The 16,110-nt window shown below is 59.1% G+C and carries 15 protein-coding genes; 4 read left to right on the forward strand and 11 right to left on the reverse strand.

The annotated features are described in order from the left end of the window. Positions 1-146: 146 nt before the first annotated feature. The 6 genes from J5J06_19860 to J5J06_19885 form a co-directional block, all read right to left on the reverse strand. Positions 147-1,739: an SAM-dependent DNA methyltransferase gene (locus J5J06_19860; protein MCO6439351.1), complete on the reverse strand. Its 1,593-nt coding sequence runs from the start codon at positions 1,737-1,739 to the stop codon at positions 147-149. 32 nt (positions 1,740-1,771) lie between these two features. Then, on the reverse strand, positions 1,772-4,168 hold the full coding sequence (locus J5J06_19865) for a DEAD/DEAH box helicase family protein (GenBank protein ID MCO6439352.1): 2,397 nt from the start codon (positions 4,166-4,168) through the stop codon (positions 1,772-1,774). Further along, positions 4,165-4,380, reverse strand: coding sequence for a helix-turn-helix domain-containing protein (locus J5J06_19870; protein MCO6439353.1), 216 nt, complete (start codon positions 4,378-4,380; stop codon positions 4,165-4,167). The genes J5J06_19865 and J5J06_19870 overlap by 4 nt, the downstream gene beginning before the upstream one ends. 210 nt (positions 4,381-4,590) lie before the next feature. Continuing rightward, a complete protein-coding gene (locus tag J5J06_19875; protein MCO6439354.1) occupies positions 4,591-5,712 on the reverse strand; it encodes a DUF932 domain-containing protein in 1,122 nt (373 codons plus the stop codon). 249 nt (positions 5,713-5,961) lie between these two features. Further along, the gene (locus J5J06_19880) at positions 5,962-6,222 is read right to left on the reverse strand and encodes a hypothetical protein (protein MCO6439355.1); all 261 of its coding nucleotides are present in this window, start codon (positions 6,220-6,222) and stop codon (positions 5,962-5,964) included. A gap of 634 nt (positions 6,223-6,856) precedes the next feature. Continuing rightward, positions 6,857-8,143 carry a hypothetical protein gene (locus J5J06_19885; GenBank protein MCO6439356.1) on the reverse strand — a complete coding sequence of 429 codons (1,287 nt, stop codon included), beginning with the start codon at positions 8,141-8,143 and terminating at the stop codon, positions 6,857-6,859. Between the two features lie 273 nt (positions 8,144-8,416). Between J5J06_19885 and J5J06_19890 the strand changes: the two genes are divergently transcribed. Beyond that, positions 8,417-9,223 (forward strand): ParA family protein, encoded by an 807-nt coding sequence (locus J5J06_19890; GenBank protein ID MCO6439357.1) that lies wholly within the window; start codon positions 8,417-8,419, stop codon positions 9,221-9,223. Between the two features lies 1 nt (position 9,224). Continuing rightward, the gene (locus tag J5J06_19895) at positions 9,225-10,130 is read left to right on the forward strand and encodes a ParB/RepB/Spo0J family partition protein (GenBank protein MCO6439358.1); all 906 of its coding nucleotides are present in this window, start codon (positions 9,225-9,227) and stop codon (positions 10,128-10,130) included. 287 nt (positions 10,131-10,417) lie between these two features. Here J5J06_19895 and J5J06_19900 read toward each other — a convergent pair whose 3' ends face one another. The 3 genes from J5J06_19900 to J5J06_19910 form a co-directional block, all read right to left on the reverse strand. Further along, positions 10,418-11,500: a UvrD-helicase domain-containing protein gene (locus J5J06_19900; protein MCO6439359.1), complete on the reverse strand. Its 1,083-nt coding sequence runs from the start codon at positions 11,498-11,500 to the stop codon at positions 10,418-10,420. Continuing rightward, the gene (locus J5J06_19905; protein ID MCO6439360.1) at positions 11,487-13,106 is read right to left on the reverse strand and encodes an AAA family ATPase; all 1,620 of its coding nucleotides are present in this window, start codon (positions 13,104-13,106) and stop codon (positions 11,487-11,489) included. The genes J5J06_19900 and J5J06_19905 overlap by 14 nt, the downstream gene beginning before the upstream one ends. Positions 13,107-13,281: 175 nt before the next feature. Beyond that, positions 13,282-13,611 carry a helix-turn-helix transcriptional regulator gene (locus J5J06_19910; protein MCO6439361.1) on the reverse strand — a complete coding sequence of 110 codons (330 nt, stop codon included), beginning with the start codon at positions 13,609-13,611 and terminating at the stop codon, positions 13,282-13,284. 187 nt (positions 13,612-13,798) lie between these two features. Here J5J06_19910 and J5J06_19915 point away from each other — a divergent pair, with 187 nt between their 5' ends. Then, positions 13,799-14,461 (forward strand): cupin domain-containing protein, encoded by a 663-nt coding sequence (locus tag J5J06_19915; GenBank protein ID MCO6439362.1) that lies wholly within the window; start codon positions 13,799-13,801, stop codon positions 14,459-14,461. Between the two features lie 24 nt (positions 14,462-14,485). Here J5J06_19915 and J5J06_19920 read toward each other — a convergent pair whose 3' ends face one another. Beyond that, on the reverse strand, positions 14,486-15,121 hold the full coding sequence (locus tag J5J06_19920) for a hypothetical protein (GenBank protein MCO6439363.1): 636 nt from the start codon (positions 15,119-15,121) through the stop codon (positions 14,486-14,488). On the opposite strand from J5J06_19920, the gene J5J06_19925 reads away from it, so the two are divergent. After that, positions 15,110-15,970, forward strand: a complete 861-nt coding sequence (locus J5J06_19925; GenBank protein MCO6439364.1) for a hypothetical protein — start codon at positions 15,110-15,112, stop codon at positions 15,968-15,970. The genes J5J06_19920 and J5J06_19925 overlap by 12 nt on opposite strands. On the opposite strand, the gene J5J06_19930 is transcribed toward J5J06_19925, so the two are convergent. Beyond that, positions 15,967-16,107, reverse strand: a complete 141-nt coding sequence (locus tag J5J06_19930; protein MCO6439365.1) for a hypothetical protein — start codon at positions 16,105-16,107, stop codon at positions 15,967-15,969. The two genes, J5J06_19925 and J5J06_19930, sit on opposite strands and share 4 nt — an antisense overlap. Positions 16,108-16,110 lie beyond the last annotated feature (3 nt).

A 16,110-nucleotide genomic window follows, 5' to 3' on the forward strand; every position in this document is an offset into this window, starting at 1 on the left:
TCGCATACCGACGAGGTTGGCATCCTCCGTCGGCCCGAGAGTATAGGGCCGTCGGTTCGGCTTGAAGAGTTCAGAAAAAGGAACCACTGGCCACGGCTCATGCGCGGGCCGCATTGTTGACTCGAACGGGGCAGTCGCACTGGTGCTCAACACATACTCCCCTGTAGTTCCGCCTTGATGTCCTTCATGATCTCAATGATCTGCCGTTCTTTATCGATGATGTCACTGGCGAGCTGCTCAGGTGGAAGGTGTTCGAGTGCTTCCTGGCCGTTGGGATTCTTGATGTCAAGATTCACTGACACAAGAGCCCCGGCACTGTCGTATTGCAGAATGTCTTCGGCGGCCACTCTCCAGGCACAGTCGTTCTCCTCACGTTTCCTCTTGGCAAACCACTTGATGCAGTCAGCGAACTCCTCAAATTGCATCGGCTTGGTCTTCGTGTAGTTCTTTCGGCCATCGGGTAGCAGCATTTCGTAGTACCAGATCTGCTTGGTCGGTCCGGATCGGTCGAAAAAAAGCAGGTTCGTCGGGATAGGTGTATACGGAGCGAAGACTCCGTTGGGCAGGCGGACGAGTGTGTGCAGATTGAAGGACTTAAGAAGCTCCTCCTTGATACGCGACGCCACACCGGCGTTCGATAGGAATCCATCCGGAACAACCAAGCCTGCTCGCCCGGGCTTTCCATTATTCTTTTCCGGCCGCTTGAGCAGCCGCATGATGAGTTGAAGAAACAGGAGCGCCGTCTCAGACGTCTGCTTGTCCGCCGGGAAGTTGCTCTTGACGCCCGTCTCCTCCTCTCCTCCGAAAGGTGGATTCGTGAGGATTACGTCCACGCGATCTCTGTCGCCAATTTCGGTGACTTTGCGGGCAAGCGAGTTGCCGTATGTGATGTCCGGGTACTCAAGCCCGTGGAGCAGCAGATTCATCTGGGCGAGCATGTACGGAAGCGGCTTGGCCTCTTGGCCGAAGATGGTGGACTGTTGGAGCGTCTTGCGATCCTGGGTCTTCTTAACCTGCTTCGACAAGTGCTCGAACGCCTCGTTCAGGAATCCGCCGGTGCCGCACGCGGGGTCGAGCACGGTCTCACCGAGTTGCGGGTCGGTGACAGCCACCATGAACTGTACGACAGGCCGGGGGGTGTAGAACTCGCCTGAGTCCCCAGCCGCGTCGCGCATTTCCTTGAGCATCGACTCGTAGAGTCGGCTCAAGGTGTGAAGCTCTTCGGATGACGTGAAGTGGATGTCGTCAATTTTGTTGATGACATCGCGGAGCAGGTAGCCGCTCACCATGCGGTTGTAGACGCCGTCGAAAACGCGGGCGACAACCTCACGACGGCTGCGGCCATTGGATGACTGGAGTGACCGGAGATAGGCGATCAGCCCCGGCCCTTTCGTTCCATCGGGGCGGGTAGCGACTTCCTGGTTGACGAAGGCGATCAGTTCATCGCCCGTGATGCCATCGTCCTGGGCGGCCCAATCGCGCCAGCGATACGGAGGCTCGATGACCGGCTTGTACTTCTTGCTGCCGAGACCGGCCTCTTGCTCCCCAAGCTGCTCCATGTCGTCAAGAAACTTGAGGAACATGATCCACGTGAGCATCGGGAGGCGGTCGAGATCGCCATTCAGCCCCTTGTCCTTCCGCATGATGTCGCGGGCGGACTTGATGAGCGAACCGAGTTGCTGCGCTGTCGTCAACGGTTGCTCATCCTTCTTCGACTTCGCCCTTCGTGCTCGTGCCATGTTCCCTCTCTACTTGTTCAACCCACACCAGCCTACGCGGCGTAGAGTTCCTCCTGAAGCGTCGCGATCGCGGCCTGGAGTCGGTCCCTGCCCCCGAACAGCGTAATGATCTCCGCAACGTTTCCGTGCGAACTGATCGGCGGCACATGGAGTGCGTCCGGGAGCTTGAACTCGCCGGGGCCATGCTCCGCGTACTTCTCAAGCAGTTCTTCCAGGATGGATCGGGCCTCCGGGCCGTACTGATCGAAAAAATCTTGCCTACCGGTCCGTACCCGTTCCGCACGCTCGCGACGTGTGCGAAGCGGTGCGTTGAAAGCCACGTGGCAGAGGAGGTCAAACGGATCGGCATCGGGCGCATTGGTAAGTTCGGCCAGTTGCTCGAAGTCGATCCCCTTCTCCGCCAGCTTGCTTATCACGTCCATCCGGTCGGCTGGCGCTCGCCAGACAGCTCGCAATTCCTCGACCGATCGAAACAGCGTGCGAACCGCTTCAGCGCTGTAATCCGTGTATTGAATGACGCGAAGCTGATTCCCGCTCGCATCCATTTCGTACACGACTTGGTGCGCGACTTCAACGTGCCCGCCATCGACGTAGAATTTCCTGCGCTCGTGTGTTGGCGGATCGACGATGATTGCCCCATCACCGTCGATGATCACTTCGCCGTCGTCACCGTCAAAATCATCGCCGTCTATATCCCGTCCATTGTCGATGACCTCTTCATCGACCACGTTGCCGTCTTCGTCGATCACGGACTCTGTCACAAGCTCCGGTTCACCGTCAAAGTCCGGGTCCGCGAAGTGCCGGGTAGCGGAGCCCGTGTAGTCGAGAATGCTGAAGTAAAGCTTGCCGTAATCCTCCCGCACGCGCGTGCCGCGCCCGATGATCTGTTTGAACTCACTCATGGAGCCAACCACGCGGGCGAGTGCCACGTTTTTCACCATCGGAGCATCGACGCCGGTGGTAAGCAGCTGCGAGGTAGTCAGGATGACCGGCGTCTCCGTCTCTAGCTCCTGAAAGTCGCTCAGGTGCCGCTTCCCCACTCCGCCCTCATCGGCGGTCACACGACACACGTAGTTCGGATGGTTCTGCACCAAGTCAGCGTTCAGGTTGTTGAGAATCTGGCGCATCTCGTCCGCGTGTTCTTGATCAACACAGAAGACAAGCGTCTTGGCAAACCGGTCCGTCTGCCGCATGAATTCGGTAATGTGCCGGGCAATGGCCTCGGTCCGCATCCGCAGCGAGACTACTTTCTCAAAGTCTTTGGTCTGATACTCCTCGTCCGGTATCTCGCGCCCAAAGCGATCAAGTTCGCCACTGGTTGGACGCCACCCCGCGGCATCCGCCGTCGTAATGACACGATGGACGCGATACGGTGCCAAGAATCCGTCGGCGATTCCTTCTCTCAGCGAGTAGGTATAGACGGGGTTTCCGAAGTAATCGTACGTGTCTCGATTATCGTCTCGAAGCGGCGTTGCGGTCATGCCGAACTGCACTGCCGGAGCGAAGTATTCAAGAATCTCTCGCCAGCTGCTATCAGCACGAGCTGAGCCGCGGTGGCACTCGTCAACAATCACCATGTCGAAGAAGTCTGGTGCAAACTCCTTAAACAGACCGGGGCGGCGCTCATCGTGAGCGATCGCCTGATAGATCGCGAAGTACATTTCGCGACTCTTCACGACCTCGCCGTTCTCGATCTTGTATCGTGCGTCGCCAAATGGGACGAAGGTCTTGTCCTTCGGGTCGTCGATGAGGATGTTGCGGTCTGCAAGGTACAGAATCTTGGGGCGACGGTGCTCTCCGGTGCGATTCCAGCGGCTTGCCCAAAGCTTCCAGCAAACCTGAAAGGCCACCAGGGTCTTTCCGGTACCCGTTGCCATTGTGACGAGTATGCGACGCTTCCCCTGCACGACCGATTGAACGACTCGATTGATGGCGACTTCTTGATAGTAGCGAGGCGCTTTTTCGGGGAGCGAATGGAACGGTTGAAGAAGCTGTTCGCTCTGTTTCTCCGTCAGGCCCTCTGCTGTCGAAAGGCGCTGCCACAACTCAGCGGGGGAGGGAAAAGCGGCGATCTGTTGCTCCACTCCTGTCGTGAAGTCGAACTCGACGATTCCAGCCCCGTTCGTCGAGTAAGCGAATCGCAGACCGAGGATTTGCGCATACACCTTGGCTTGCCCGAGTCCTGCGCTCGGCGTCCTATACTCAGGCTTCGCCTCGACAACTGCTATCGGGAAATCGCGCGCATAGCGGAGCAGGTAGTCCGCACGCTTCTTGGTGCCGCGCCGAATCCGGTTTCCGGAGACGATAATTCGGCCATCGGTAAACGTGCGCTGCTCGGCGATTGAGCAGGGTTCAGTGTCCCACCCAGCTTCCGTAAGCCTGGGAACTACGTAAAGTCTGCATGTGTCGGCTTCGCTGTGCGCGCTCATGCAGACCCCCGTTCGCCACGATCAAGCCATCGGTCAATAGCGTCCTTGCGAAACCGCCAATGCCTTCCTACCTTCTGACCCGGTATCTTCCCCTCCTGAGCAAGCTTGTACGCCGTGGATCTCGCAAGGCGCAGATACTCCGCAAGCTCGTTGAGCGTCAGGATGAGATCAGCGGGGCGTTTCGCGCCTTCGGTCGAGCCTCCCACCTTCATCGCACCGCTACGTGTCTGCGCCTTGGCCATGCCAACCATTGGGCGCCATTTACCAGTCGTTGTCAATTGATGCTGCGTCCGTGCCCGCCTCCTATCGGCCGTACGCTTCGCTTCCACCCGCCACCCTGCAGTAGCCCAGGCATGCCCGTTCATTCTTCAAAGATGGGCCGGTGGTGCGCCAACCCATTTCTCGTACCTGCTTCCCGTGTGCTAGGCCACCAGGGCGAGCAGCCGGCTCGCCTTTTCGTCGGCCTCCGTCCGATCGCCGGCAAACTCCAGCTTCCCGGCGAGGCGGGTGAGCGCGTCCACAACGGCGAAGATCGTAAACGCCCCTTGCCGCTCGGCCATACGAAGTGCTTCCTTGGCCGCCGAACGACCGATTCCGCGATCAGTCAACACCTTGGCGACCTCCTCGGCGTCGTCGCCCAGCTTCGTCTCCATGGCCTTCTTGACTACCTTGGCGAATCCATCACGCCGCTCGTCGCGTTTGGTCACGAGGTTCTCGATGATCCGACGGATCTCCGTCAGAGACTCATGCACGTTGGCCGTGTGCTTACGCGAGAACTCGACAACCTCGACCGCGTCCCACACGATGTGATTCGCGCAGACCTTCTGAAACCAGAACGTCTGCACGCCGACCGATCGCTTGCCGACCTCCGAATTCCAGATGAAGAAGCCGGGAGCAAACGCTTCGCCGTTGATCTCCGCCCACCCGAGCGGGTCAATCAAGAAGCAGAACATGTCCTGTTCGCCGGCGTAAAGCCCGGTCGCTCCCTCCGCGGCCTCGCGTGGCTCCGGGTCAGGTTCGAACGGAATGTCGTCATCAAGCACCGGGTCGGTCGTCGGTCGATCGACAGCGCCGCCCGCAACAAAACCGGCTCGCTGCGGCGGCTGAAAGTCGGTCGCGAACTCCCGCACCACGTTGAGCAGATCCACGTCCCACAACCGCGTGTACGCTACGCCGTGGACCGAACGGATCCCGTTGCCAGACGTGAGTAGCTGCACCGGCTTATCAGAGCGCGGCAACGTCTCGGCGAGCGCCGTTCCCGCCGTTTCCGGCTTCAGCCGGTTCAGCGTATCCTTGCTCACTCTCGCCAACCGGCACACCTGCGAGAACGACCAGTCGTTCATCTGATACGGCTCAGCGCCGCCGAACGCGAGACCCAATCGCCCGTCACCCACATGCGGCCGCAAGTCTTGCGGCGGGTGCCAGTAATCGACGGACCGCTCGCGACGCTGCTGGCAGCGCTCGTAAAGCGAAACCAACGAATCGAAACACTCATCCGGCGAGCGACGAAACAGCTCCCTGCTCGCACGTGTCAAGTTCTGCATGCCTTTCTCCTTGTAAATTGGCGCCTATGCCTTCAAAACCGAACTACGCACCACCGGCCCTCTCGCCCACCCGCGCTGTCCGGAGCGCGGACCGGCGCAAGGCCTGATGTACACTTCTACCCATCCGTCGATTTGTAAGAGCGGCGACCGAAGTGACCCCGAGGTGTTCCTTGACTTGTGCGCAGCACAACTGTCCGAGGCGAGGGTGTCGGGCATGCTGTTTTCAACACCCTCGAAGAAAACCGTCCCTCAGACCTCGTCTTGGGACCGCTGGTGAATCCAGGTGTGGGCCATGTCCGCCACCTTGGCCACCAGGGGCAGGTCATCTCGCCCGAACGAGTCCGATTGCTTCCAGTCGTCGCCGTCCTTGTAGAGGCGTCGAATCTGGACGTTGTGGCGAAAGCCGCCACCCTCGGTCTCGTTTCCCCAGATGACCGCCTTGATCCGCCCAAGCCGGACCTCGTGCACCGGTCGATTCTTTTCGCTTTGATTGTCCTTTGCCATATCCATGGTTCCTTTCAATAGCATTCGGTTTCAATCGAGACCAGATCGAAAACACGGCGAAGGAATTCTCGTGTCCTCCGTCGCATCGGTTCCACTTGGCTCCGCAACAGCGCTACTCGACGTTCCTGGCACGGAGCCAACAATGCGAATCACCACCTCCTTTCGCCAACCTTACTCAGCATGCCCTCCCCTCGGGGCTGCACGAACGTGCCGGTCGCGCAGCCGCGGAAGGAGGCCGATTCAACTACCCCTTCGGTGTGTTAGAAACCGTGGACATGAACGAAGAATTGTCCAAGCAGTGACCGTAGCATGACTTCGCCGCACCCGTCATCCATGCCGTTGCCGCTGCTCAACTTCCGGCGCGACACTTCCGGCATGAGATACCCTTCCATCACGAACCCTTCTTCAGCCGACAACCACGTGTCTTTCGCGATGCAAAACGAGGCGACAATCACGTGTCGCTCGCGTTGCGATTCGGCCGCCTACACGTGTCCCTCGCGTTGCACTTTCTTCAAGCCCGCGAGTCCCATGCCCAGCCACAACTTGTCGAAATGACTCGATCAATCGACCTGAATCCCGCCGAACCGTGGACGTGCCAAAGTACTTGTACAAAGAAGTACCTGTACAACCAAAGGTGCCTTTAGAGAAGCTGCTTCTTTTCATCTCCTTGAAGGACGCTCCGCACACTGGTGAATCCATGCCGCTCGCTGACTTTCACGGCGTCCTTAGCCGGTCCGCCGAACACTTCGCTCTGAAGGCGGCTGAATACCGCCATCGCTTCCTTCGATTCATCCTGCCCACGCGATTCCTCACGACGCAGCTCGCGCCACCAATCCGGCGGAGTCCGGTTCCCCTTCGCCGCCTTGGTCACCGAATCCACCAGGTAGGCCATCGGGCTTTTTCGGAAGAACGACGGGCCGAAGCGCTCCAGCGCCGCCTGCGTAATGTCCACCCATTCCGCCAGCACCCGCCTCGGATATCGTCGCACCAACCTCGATGCCGCGTGCATGTCGAATCCAACGCCCACGAGTGAATCGCAGAGCGGGTCATCCCTCATCGCCGCGTGGACTGTGCCGCCGCGCACCTTGTCGAAATACGCTCCCCGCGTCAGGCAGATGCGGTATTCTCCCGGTCGTGTTTTCTGGATCATCCCCTCTTGAACCACTCCAATCTTCCTCAACCGCTCGATGCACCGTCCGACCTTGACCTTCATGTTTCGCACGGAAAGCGTCGGCGCGAACCCGAGCAGATTCGTGCCCAGTTCGATTAACTCCATCGGTGGCAGTTCCGTCCTTCGAGCGAATACTTTGCACGCGAACAAGAACAATCGCCGGCTTGCGGTATCGAGGCTGCGGTAACATTCAAGATCAAACCGAAACTGCCCGGCCGCGGCGTTTGCGGCCTCAAAGAACAGTGGATCCCAGGCGATGCGCCAGGCGCGACTCGAATTCGGGTCCTGCGGCAGGCTGAAACTCAGGAACCCGAAGCTTACCCGCCGGTGCTCCCGGCGAACCGGATCGTAGAAATTGTCGCACAGGTATTTGACCGCCGACAGCCGTCGCAGACTGGCTTCGAACTGTTTGTATTGGCGACCGCCGCGGCGCCCCTGCGTATCGATCAGGTTCAGGCGACGAAGACACCAATGCGGGGTCGCCCGAAGCTCCGCGTCGTCCACGCCGTGCGTCATCGTCAGCGCCAAAAGCCCCCACAGGTATAGTTCGTCACCGGCCGACAGGCCGAGCGGACAGAACACGCGGACCTTGGCTGAGCGACGCTTTCTGTTGGCATCGGTGAACCGGTAGCTCGTCGAATGCACGAGGTTCTCCAGCGCGCTTTGTCGGGCATCCAGCGGGCACAGGGCGTGCTCCACGAGTGTCAATTGCCCGATTCCCGACCGAGCCGGATGGCGTTTCCTCGCAGGCTCCATTTCTCTCCGTGCTTTAAGTTCCTTGAACCCAGGTAACACAGCGGCGCCCTTTAGGAAACCGCCGAATGCGCCGAGCGGCCCTTCGGTTCCTGCGAGTCGGCCAACCTGCCGATCGCGTCGATTTCGCTTGACGACCTTCCGCGAGATGTGCCAGGGTTTCTTGTGTGCTTTGGCGGGCTTACACGGAATTGCCACTGGCAATCTTCCGCGACGGGCTTGACCGCACAATCGGCAGCCAACGGCGCGACGCAATCGCGCCGACAGGACGTACAAGTGACAACGATCTGTCTTATCAATCAGAAGGGAGGTTGCGGCAAAACGTCCACCTGCCTGCACTTGGCCGGTGCGTTTGTCGCCCTGGGTCGTTCTGTGCTCCTGGTCGATGCCGACCCACAAGGCTCACTCAGCCAGGCCTTCCTCGGATCCAGCACCGTCGAACAACTCCCGGCCGACCACACCGTCGCGGCGTTGTTCGATGATAGCCGATTCGTTTCCGCTCCGCAAAGCCTCGTCGTCCCGACCGCCTTCGAGAACATTATGCTGGTGCCCGCGAATCAGCATCTGGGAACGTTCAACACACCCTGCCCGGAGAATAGTGGGATGCTCCAATTCGTCCTCAGGAATCTGCTCGACGAGTTCGTCGAGTTTGACCTCGCCCTTATCGACTGCCCGCCGAATCTGTATGCGTGTAGCTGGGCCGCGATGGTGGCCGCCGACTTCGTGGTGATTCCGGTTCCCCCTGAAGACTTCGGAACCCAGGGGCTTCGCGCCGTCCACCAGGCCATCGAGCAGGCCAGGGTCCTCAATCCGTCCCTGCGCCGAATGGGCCACCTGGTGACCCGCTGCGACCGCCGTCTGCTCATTCACTGCGCCTACGAGAAGCGACTCCGCGCCATCTACGATCACATGGTTCTTCAGACCGTCATTCCCGAGGCGTCGGCCTTCAAAGTCGCCGTCGCGGCGCGAAAACCCGTCGAGCAACACGATCCGCGTTCCGTCGCCGCCGGCCTCACCCGCCAGTTGGCCAGCGAGATCGAGGACCGGATCGCAGCCCACGACGCCAAACAACGAGCAGCATGACATGGCAAGCACCAGAGGCACCTTAGCGAAACTCACTCCGAACCTCGACGAGTCCATGGGCCGTCGCGATGCCGAGGTCCAACCAATGCTGTCGCCGGTTGCATCCCTGAAAGACGAGGGACGGCGTCCGTTGCGCAAAGTCGGTACCGTAGAGATCAACCGCGTCGTCCCCGATCCCGATCAGCCGCGGGCGGAATTCGCGGAGGATGCCATCGAACGCCTGGCCCAGAGCATCCGCGAGAAGGGACAGCTTCTGCCGATTCACGTGCGCTGGTCCGAAGCAGCCAAGAAATGGATCATCATTTCAGGCGAGCGCCGCTGGCGGGCGACACTCCAGGCAGGCCTGCCCACGATCGATTGCTACTTCCAGGAGAAGCCGCTGAACCCGTCCGAAATCCTTGAGCAGCAGTTGGTCGAAAACCTGCTCCGTGAAGACCTCAAACCCATCGAACAGGCCCGCGCCTTCGCAGGCCTGATGAAACTCAACGGCTGGAACGGCAAGCAGGTCGCCGAGGCGCTTCGCGTTCAGCCATCAACGGTGAGCCGTGCCTTGGCGCTCTTACGCCTGCCTGACGATATTCAGAAGCAGGTCGACGCCGGCGAGATTCCGGCGCGCTCAGCCTATGAGCTTTCCAAGGTGAAAGACGACCGCGCCCGCAGCCGGCTTGCCGCCGAAACAGCGGCCGGCCGTCTATCGCATCACCAGGCCGCCAAAGTCGCACGCCAGCGCCGCGGCAAACCGGCGCGCAAAGCAACCGGCATTCGTCTCACTTTTCCCACGGAGCACGGATTCAGGATCACCGTTACCGCGAACCGCACCGGTACCTATCACGACGTTGAAGCCGCTCTTCTCGAAGTCGTCGAGGAAGTCCGCCAGCGCCTCCGCAACAACGTGCAACTTTTTTGAGTCAGCGTCGGCTCTCGCTTCGCGTGATGTCTGCTGTCGTCGTAAGGCAACGCTTCCACAATTTGACTTCAATGTGACGGGCTTTCGCCAGTCCGACAGGAGATCAATCCGCGCTTGCACGGCCCCGTCGATCTCAGGCATGGGAGAAGCAGGAAACCGTCTGAGCGCGCGGGAGAACTTCCACGGGTCCCATTAAGTCCCGGTTGCCGTCGCCGAGCTTCTTGTCGTTGAGCGGGAACTTGGCCAGTTCATAGTAGATTCACGGCTGCACCCCTCACCTCACGCACTCAGGGCGTCCAGCGCGTAGGCACGATCGCCGACGGACCGTCGTAAACAAACGCTACGCTGTGCCTTGCTCGCGTGATTGCCACATGAAGCCGCTCCTTTCCGGACAGCTCATCCAAATCACCCGTCTTCAAGTACTCTTTAATCGCCCTGGTCGGCACGATTAGCACTCGGTCGCATTCCATTCCCTTGGCTATTCCGAAGTTCAGGCCTCCCCGTTCATAATCGGGGGCGTTTTTCCTCCTCCCATGCTTCAACACCTGAGGGCGGAAGTGTTCGAGATAGTCCGCCACTTTCTTCGCCTGCACCAAGAACACTCCATCGTGCCCGGTCTGCACGTCGCAACGAGGGATCATTCCCTCCATGCCCGGCCAGAGTAGATTGGCGAAATCGCATATTGCGCGGTTACACCGACGGGTTTCGTTCATTGTTTCGATTTTGCAAAGCCCGTCGTCCTCCCACTTTTCCATTAATTCCGTGATGCCGCTTTTGCGGAAGTGGTTGTTCTTCCGCGCAAGATTGGTGCTCAGAACGCTCTGGCGCGGATCCCCCACAAGAGTGATGCGGATATCGGATCGGAGTAGCAGTTCTACGAAATCCCAATCCCAAGCCGCCAAATCCTGACATTCATCGATGAATAGATCAGTGTACACTTGGCGCAATCGACGGATTACACTCCCCTGCGAGGCCGCATCGCACCGAACAGCAAATTTTGCGATCTTGTCCGTATAGATCAAATCGCCGCCACATAAGTAGTGGCGGGCGATGTCCGATTCGCCATGCCAATATGGAGATTGGCCCTGTACAAAGCAGATCGACTCAATCCGTTTATCGCGATAGACGACGTGCTGATACGGTCTTGCGCCCTCTCGCAACAAGAATCCGAACCACGTCATCACACCGACATGCCTTGGAATACCCCCATGCCGCTCGCCAAATCGGTCGATGATCCTCTCAGTGTTGTTGATCGTATACGTGACAAACGCAATCCGCCGATTAGTATTGGCGATCGCATCCAGCACAAGACGTGTGGTCTTTCCCGAACCTGCGCATGCAATAATGACCCTGTTCTTACTCGATGGCACGCTTGATGTACTCCGGCACTGTCCAGTTTTCCGTTGACTTGAACATTCGGAGAGCCCAATCCGTCTTGTGGTCCGGATTGCCCATGTACTTGAGCAAGGCCGCGTCGTCCTCGTACGTTTTCTCGAAAATCGCGTTCAGCCTTTCGCGGTTGTTCGCCTTCAGAAGTTGCGGTTCGAGCGTCGGGCAATGCTCGTCATCGTCGTAGAGAATCCTGATGGTCGAATGTGCTCCTTTCAGATAATTTGCGTACTTTTTTCGCAGCGCTTCTATCTTCCCATCGTTGTCTGTGACGACGCAAACATTCAGATTTAATAGTACCGCAATTTCCAAGAAGCGCTTGAACGCGAGCGAGCGAACGGAAATCACATCGACACCATCCTCAAGCGGCAGCTTTCCGTGCTTGTCCTTGTACCCACGCTGCACGATCAACTCATCCGACGGGCCTTCGACAAGGATGCTTCGCTTGGCAAGGATGAGCCGCAACGTGTCATATCCAGGAAGTTTCATAAAGTACTCGCTCGTTGAAGGATCCAGTCCTCCGAGGGCAGCGGTCTGGCCAGTTTGTGAAATCAGTCTGAGATTGTCGATTCCCAATTTATTCAACACATAAGCACTGTGCGTAGCCACAATAACCTGATGCTTGTCGTCGCATTGGGCAGCTATCTCCGCCATCAGCTTGCTCATGTTGGAATGGGAAAGGTGGTTTTCAGGCTCTTCAATGAGCAGAACGCGCGACTTCGCGGCACCTGCGATGGCAACCCGCATCTGGATGCGGCACTGCTCGCCCTTCCCTGCACAGTCGAATGGAAGGTCATCCAGGTGTGGCGTAATCGCACTTTCCCAAGACGATCGGGACGACTGGTCCATTTGAACCGTCAGTTTCTTGCCTGTATCGCTCTTGTGCCTCTGTTCAAGCTTCTTGTTCAAAGACTTCAGACCATCCCCTCTGGAGAACTCATGCCGTAGCTTTCGATATGCAAGCGAAAGGGCCTGGCGATCCTCGGGTTCGAGATCATCTTTCACGACCTGGGCTAGATACATGTTCGGACCGCGATAGGCGCGCCCAATGCTGGTATCGATCAGTTTGGCCCTGAGCGGGGCTGCTCTGGGCTTGATCGTCTCGCCCTTGAACGATTGCCACACAACGGTGTAGTACTCGACAGGGATGAGGTCGGGATTATTCGGATTTGTGACGTACTCCTTCAACTCTTCTGTATATTCGTTATTAGGTTTAATGTGCAACTGCAAACCTGGGCACGCAACGTGTTCATGACCATGAGTGCCGGTGAGTTCTCCAAGTTCGGGATCTTGGCAATCGTCGTTGAAGTAAGCTTCGATCAGAATTGTCGGAGCGCTAGTGAGCTTGCCGCTTCGAAGAGTTGCGAAGTATTCCGCCACCCGCTCAAGGTTGAAGAGGTACGGATCGACACCATAGAAGATGCTGCGTCCGTCATACTGGCACGTGAGCACGAGGTTAATCGCCTCCAGCACCGAGGTCTTTCCCGTCTCGTTGTCGCCAACTATGACGTTCAGCTTCTCGTTTAGTGAGAGGTCGAAATCGGTGAGGCGTTTGAATCCATCGATGTAAATCCGGGTAAGATGCATGACGGCCTATCAATCCTCCGTCGCTATTGTGCTGCTGCGGTCAAGCTCGGGATCTGATGATTCCTCACTTTATCAAGAATCGTGGCTGTTTGTCGCCGCGCCGAAACAACGTTCGCCCGGCCGCCACTCCGTTCGCTCCACCATTGTGGCGCGCATTCGACTTCGAAGGGCGCGCTCACAGTAGCTCGTTCAAAATCCGGACGGCCTTTTCGCGTTGCTCCTTGCTCGCACCATTCCACAGGTCGGCAAGCCGCTCGTCCAGCAGCCCCAGCCGCTTTCCGAGCGCCTTCGGTCGAAATAGGAACAGCTCCGCCGGCTCGCACGAGATTCCTCGCGCGAGCCTCTCGACGGTGTCAAGCGTGCAGTTGGCCTCTCCCCGCTCGACCTCGCCGATTCGCTGCATGACGAAGCCCCGCCCGCACCGCTTCGCGAGCTGCTCCTGGGTCAGCCCCGCGCGTTTTCGCAGCTCCCGGACCCGGGCGCCAAACTCTCGCTTTATGTCCATGATCGAGCACTCCGCCGCCTTCGCCACAACCTGCCCATGCTAGAGCGTTTATTTTGACCCATACACACGCCTTGAACTGTACGCGGCGAGCGATACAATATAGAGGGTGTAGTTGTCGGCTAAAGCGCCCTAACGCGTGTTTCGGGCGGGCCGGCGTGCGAGGTCTTCCGTCAGGAGGAGGTTTGCCATGTTGAATTGCAGGTTCGAGTCGGTCGAGGGGCTTTGCGGGCTTGAGGTCAACGAGTTTGCATGCCCGATGTCCTTCGTATTTGACGTCGGAAGAAAGGCCCTCCGCGAGGTTCGCTTGGAGCTGAACGCTTGCCGCGTTACGCAGCCGGTCGCGCTTCGCGCACGGCTGCTCAACTGCACGTTCGCTTCGCTTGCAGCCGGATTCGCTCGATATCCGATCGAGCTTCGCTCACCGTTCGAGGGCGCTTCATCGGTTGCCGGAGCGGTCTGGCCGGGGGCGGAGCTACGGAACGAGGATCGCGACGACGGGCTCGCCAAGCTCCGCTTCGACCGCGGCGCTTGCGAGCTTCCCATGCACGCCCACGAATACTCCGACCGGTTCATCGTCGTGCTCTCGGGTGCGGGCCTCTATCACTTCTCCGCCGAGTCCCTCAGCGACTTCACGGGTCGCGATGTCCGATCGGCTTCGGTGACAAAGGGCGACGTCGTTTGCTTTACCCGCGGACTCGTTCACACGTTCAGCGCTCCGGACCAGGAACTCGTGCTGCTTTCCTATCACGCGCCGTTGATCGCCTTCGATGATCCCCGCCAATACTCGCTACCGGCCGTGAGGTGGACCTACGAGGAGCACGCACAGGCCAGCAACGTCCTTCATTCTTGACGTCCATGGCACGAAGAAAATCACTTACCGGAGCACGTTGCGGATGCGGCGAATCACGTGGAGCGGTGGTGGATCGGACGGCTGCTTTCGATAGCGGTATCGAATGAACGAACGACCGTGGATGAACATGACGCATGCAGAAAAAGCAACGTACACCAGGTATACGCACCGCAACTCGTAACCGACCGACGGCAGCGCCGCGAAAACCGATTGACACGCAATCAGCATCACCAAGCTCGACGTTACTACGGCCAGCCCCGTCCCCAGCGCGGTGCGATCCAGCGTGCCGTGCGGGGTCTTCTTCGGGTGCCGCGACTGGAATGCCATCAACTCTTCTCCGGCAATCGCGTTGACCAGACGCTCGATTTCATCGATGCGCCGAAGATGGTCTTCTTTCGACTTTGCATGATTGGCCGTGGTGATGACAAGCCACATGAGCCCCAGCGGCAGCGTCAAGAGCAACCACAGGCGCGTTTCGCCGGAAAGCGAACTCATGCTGCCCAGCAGCAACGCAAACAGCCCGCCGGCCACGGGAAGCCGCCGGTCCATGGCCGTCATGCGGAACGTCAGCAGTGCGTTGAGTGCGCGATACTCTTCCAGAAGCACGTTGATGCGATCTCGATTCGATAAGGGCGGATCGATGCCGTCTTGTTGTCTCACCCGATCATGTTTAGCACGCTCCCCGATTCCCTGCCGAGCAGAATCGTCAACGCGCCGCTCTTGCTGGTGATCGGGATGGATGGCGGTCGCGTACAAACCCTTGAAAAACAAGGAGAAAACGGGAGCCGCTGGCGGGAGGACAAGGTGAGCGCGATTACGTCGTATCTGCCCGGCGACGGAACCACGGAGCATCCGCCGACGCCGCTGGCGACGACCTACGTGGCCACGATGGAGAAGACGGAGGTCTTCGGGAAGCTGGTTCACGTGGAAGCGGAACGGCGTGGCCTGCGACAGGCGGTCACGGTGTTGGTGATGGGCGACGGCGGAAACTGGATCGATCCGCTAAGTGAGCGGGAATGCCTGCACGACCGCCGGATCGTGGACTATTACCACGCGGCCGAACACCTGCACGAAGCGGCGCGGGCGGCGCTGGGCAAGGACATCGCTGAGACTCAGGCGTTGGCCGGGCAACTGAAGGACGCCTTGTGGAACGGTGAGTTGGCTACGGTGATCGCCACGTTGCGGACGCACGCGGAACGACTGGGAGCGCCCGGGCCGGGCGATGGACCGGATCATCCGCGTCGGGTGCTGGCGAACAACGTGAACTACTTCGAAACCCATCGCCGCCACATGGACTACCCGACGTTCCGGCGCAAGGGCTGGCCGATCGGATCGGGCGTCACGGAATCGGCGGTCAAGCAGTTCAACAAACGCGTAAAAGGGACCGAGCAGTTCTGGAGCCTGTCGGGCGTCGAGTCGATCCTGGCCCTCCGCGCCGTCTGGCTGTCCCAAGACGACCGGTGGACAAGGTACTGGAACGCCCGGCCAGCCTATGCCAAGGCCGCCTAAACTGTCACGGACCCTTCATCCACCGCCAAGAGGACGTTCGCGTGACGGATCTTGTACGCCGCCGCCCTGCCCACCCGAACCAACTGCTTCAACCCATCCCGCTCCTCGGCCTCCAGCCGAACGATCCACCTTTTCATGCC

The sequence above is a fragment of the Phycisphaerae bacterium genome (assembly GCA_024102815.1).
In the GTDB taxonomy this organism is placed as follows: Bacteria; Planctomycetota; Phycisphaerae; order UBA1845; family UBA1845; genus JAGFJJ01.

Excerpts from the sequence above, each read along its gene's own strand:
- J5J06_19880 (MCO6439355.1), bottom strand. The coding sequence starts at position 6,222 with ATGGATATGGCAAAGGACAATCAAAGCGAAAAGAATCGACCGGTGCAC.
- J5J06_19895 (MCO6439358.1), top strand. The coding sequence starts at position 9,225 with ATGGCAAGCACCAGAGGCACCTTAGCGAAACTCACTCCGAACCTCGAC.
- J5J06_19875 (MCO6439354.1), bottom strand. The coding sequence starts at position 5,712 with ATGCAGAACTTGACACGTGCGAGCAGGGAGCTGTTTCGTCGCTCGCCG.
- J5J06_19885 (MCO6439356.1), bottom strand. The coding sequence starts at position 8,143 with ATGGAGCCTGCGAGGAAACGCCATCCGGCTCGGTCGGGAATCGGGCAA.
- J5J06_19860 (MCO6439351.1), bottom strand. The coding sequence starts at position 1,739 with ATGGCACGAGCACGAAGGGCGAAGTCGAAGAAGGATGAGCAACCGTTG.
- J5J06_19930 (MCO6439365.1), bottom strand. The coding sequence starts at position 16,107 with ATGAAAAGGTGGATCGTTCGGCTGGAGGCCGAGGAGCGGGATGGGTTG.
- J5J06_19865 (MCO6439352.1), bottom strand. The coding sequence starts at position 4,168 with ATGAGCGCGCACAGCGAAGCCGACACATGCAGACTTTACGTAGTTCCC.
- J5J06_19910 (MCO6439361.1), bottom strand. The coding sequence starts at position 13,611 with ATGGACATAAAGCGAGAGTTTGGCGCCCGGGTCCGGGAGCTGCGAAAA.
- J5J06_19870 (MCO6439353.1), bottom strand. The coding sequence starts at position 4,380 with ATGAAGGTGGGAGGCTCGACCGAAGGCGCGAAACGCCCCGCTGATCTC.
- J5J06_19915 (MCO6439362.1), top strand. The coding sequence starts at position 13,799 with ATGTTGAATTGCAGGTTCGAGTCGGTCGAGGGGCTTTGCGGGCTTGAG.
- J5J06_19905 (MCO6439360.1), bottom strand. The coding sequence starts at position 13,106 with ATGCATCTTACCCGGATTTACATCGATGGATTCAAACGCCTCACCGAT.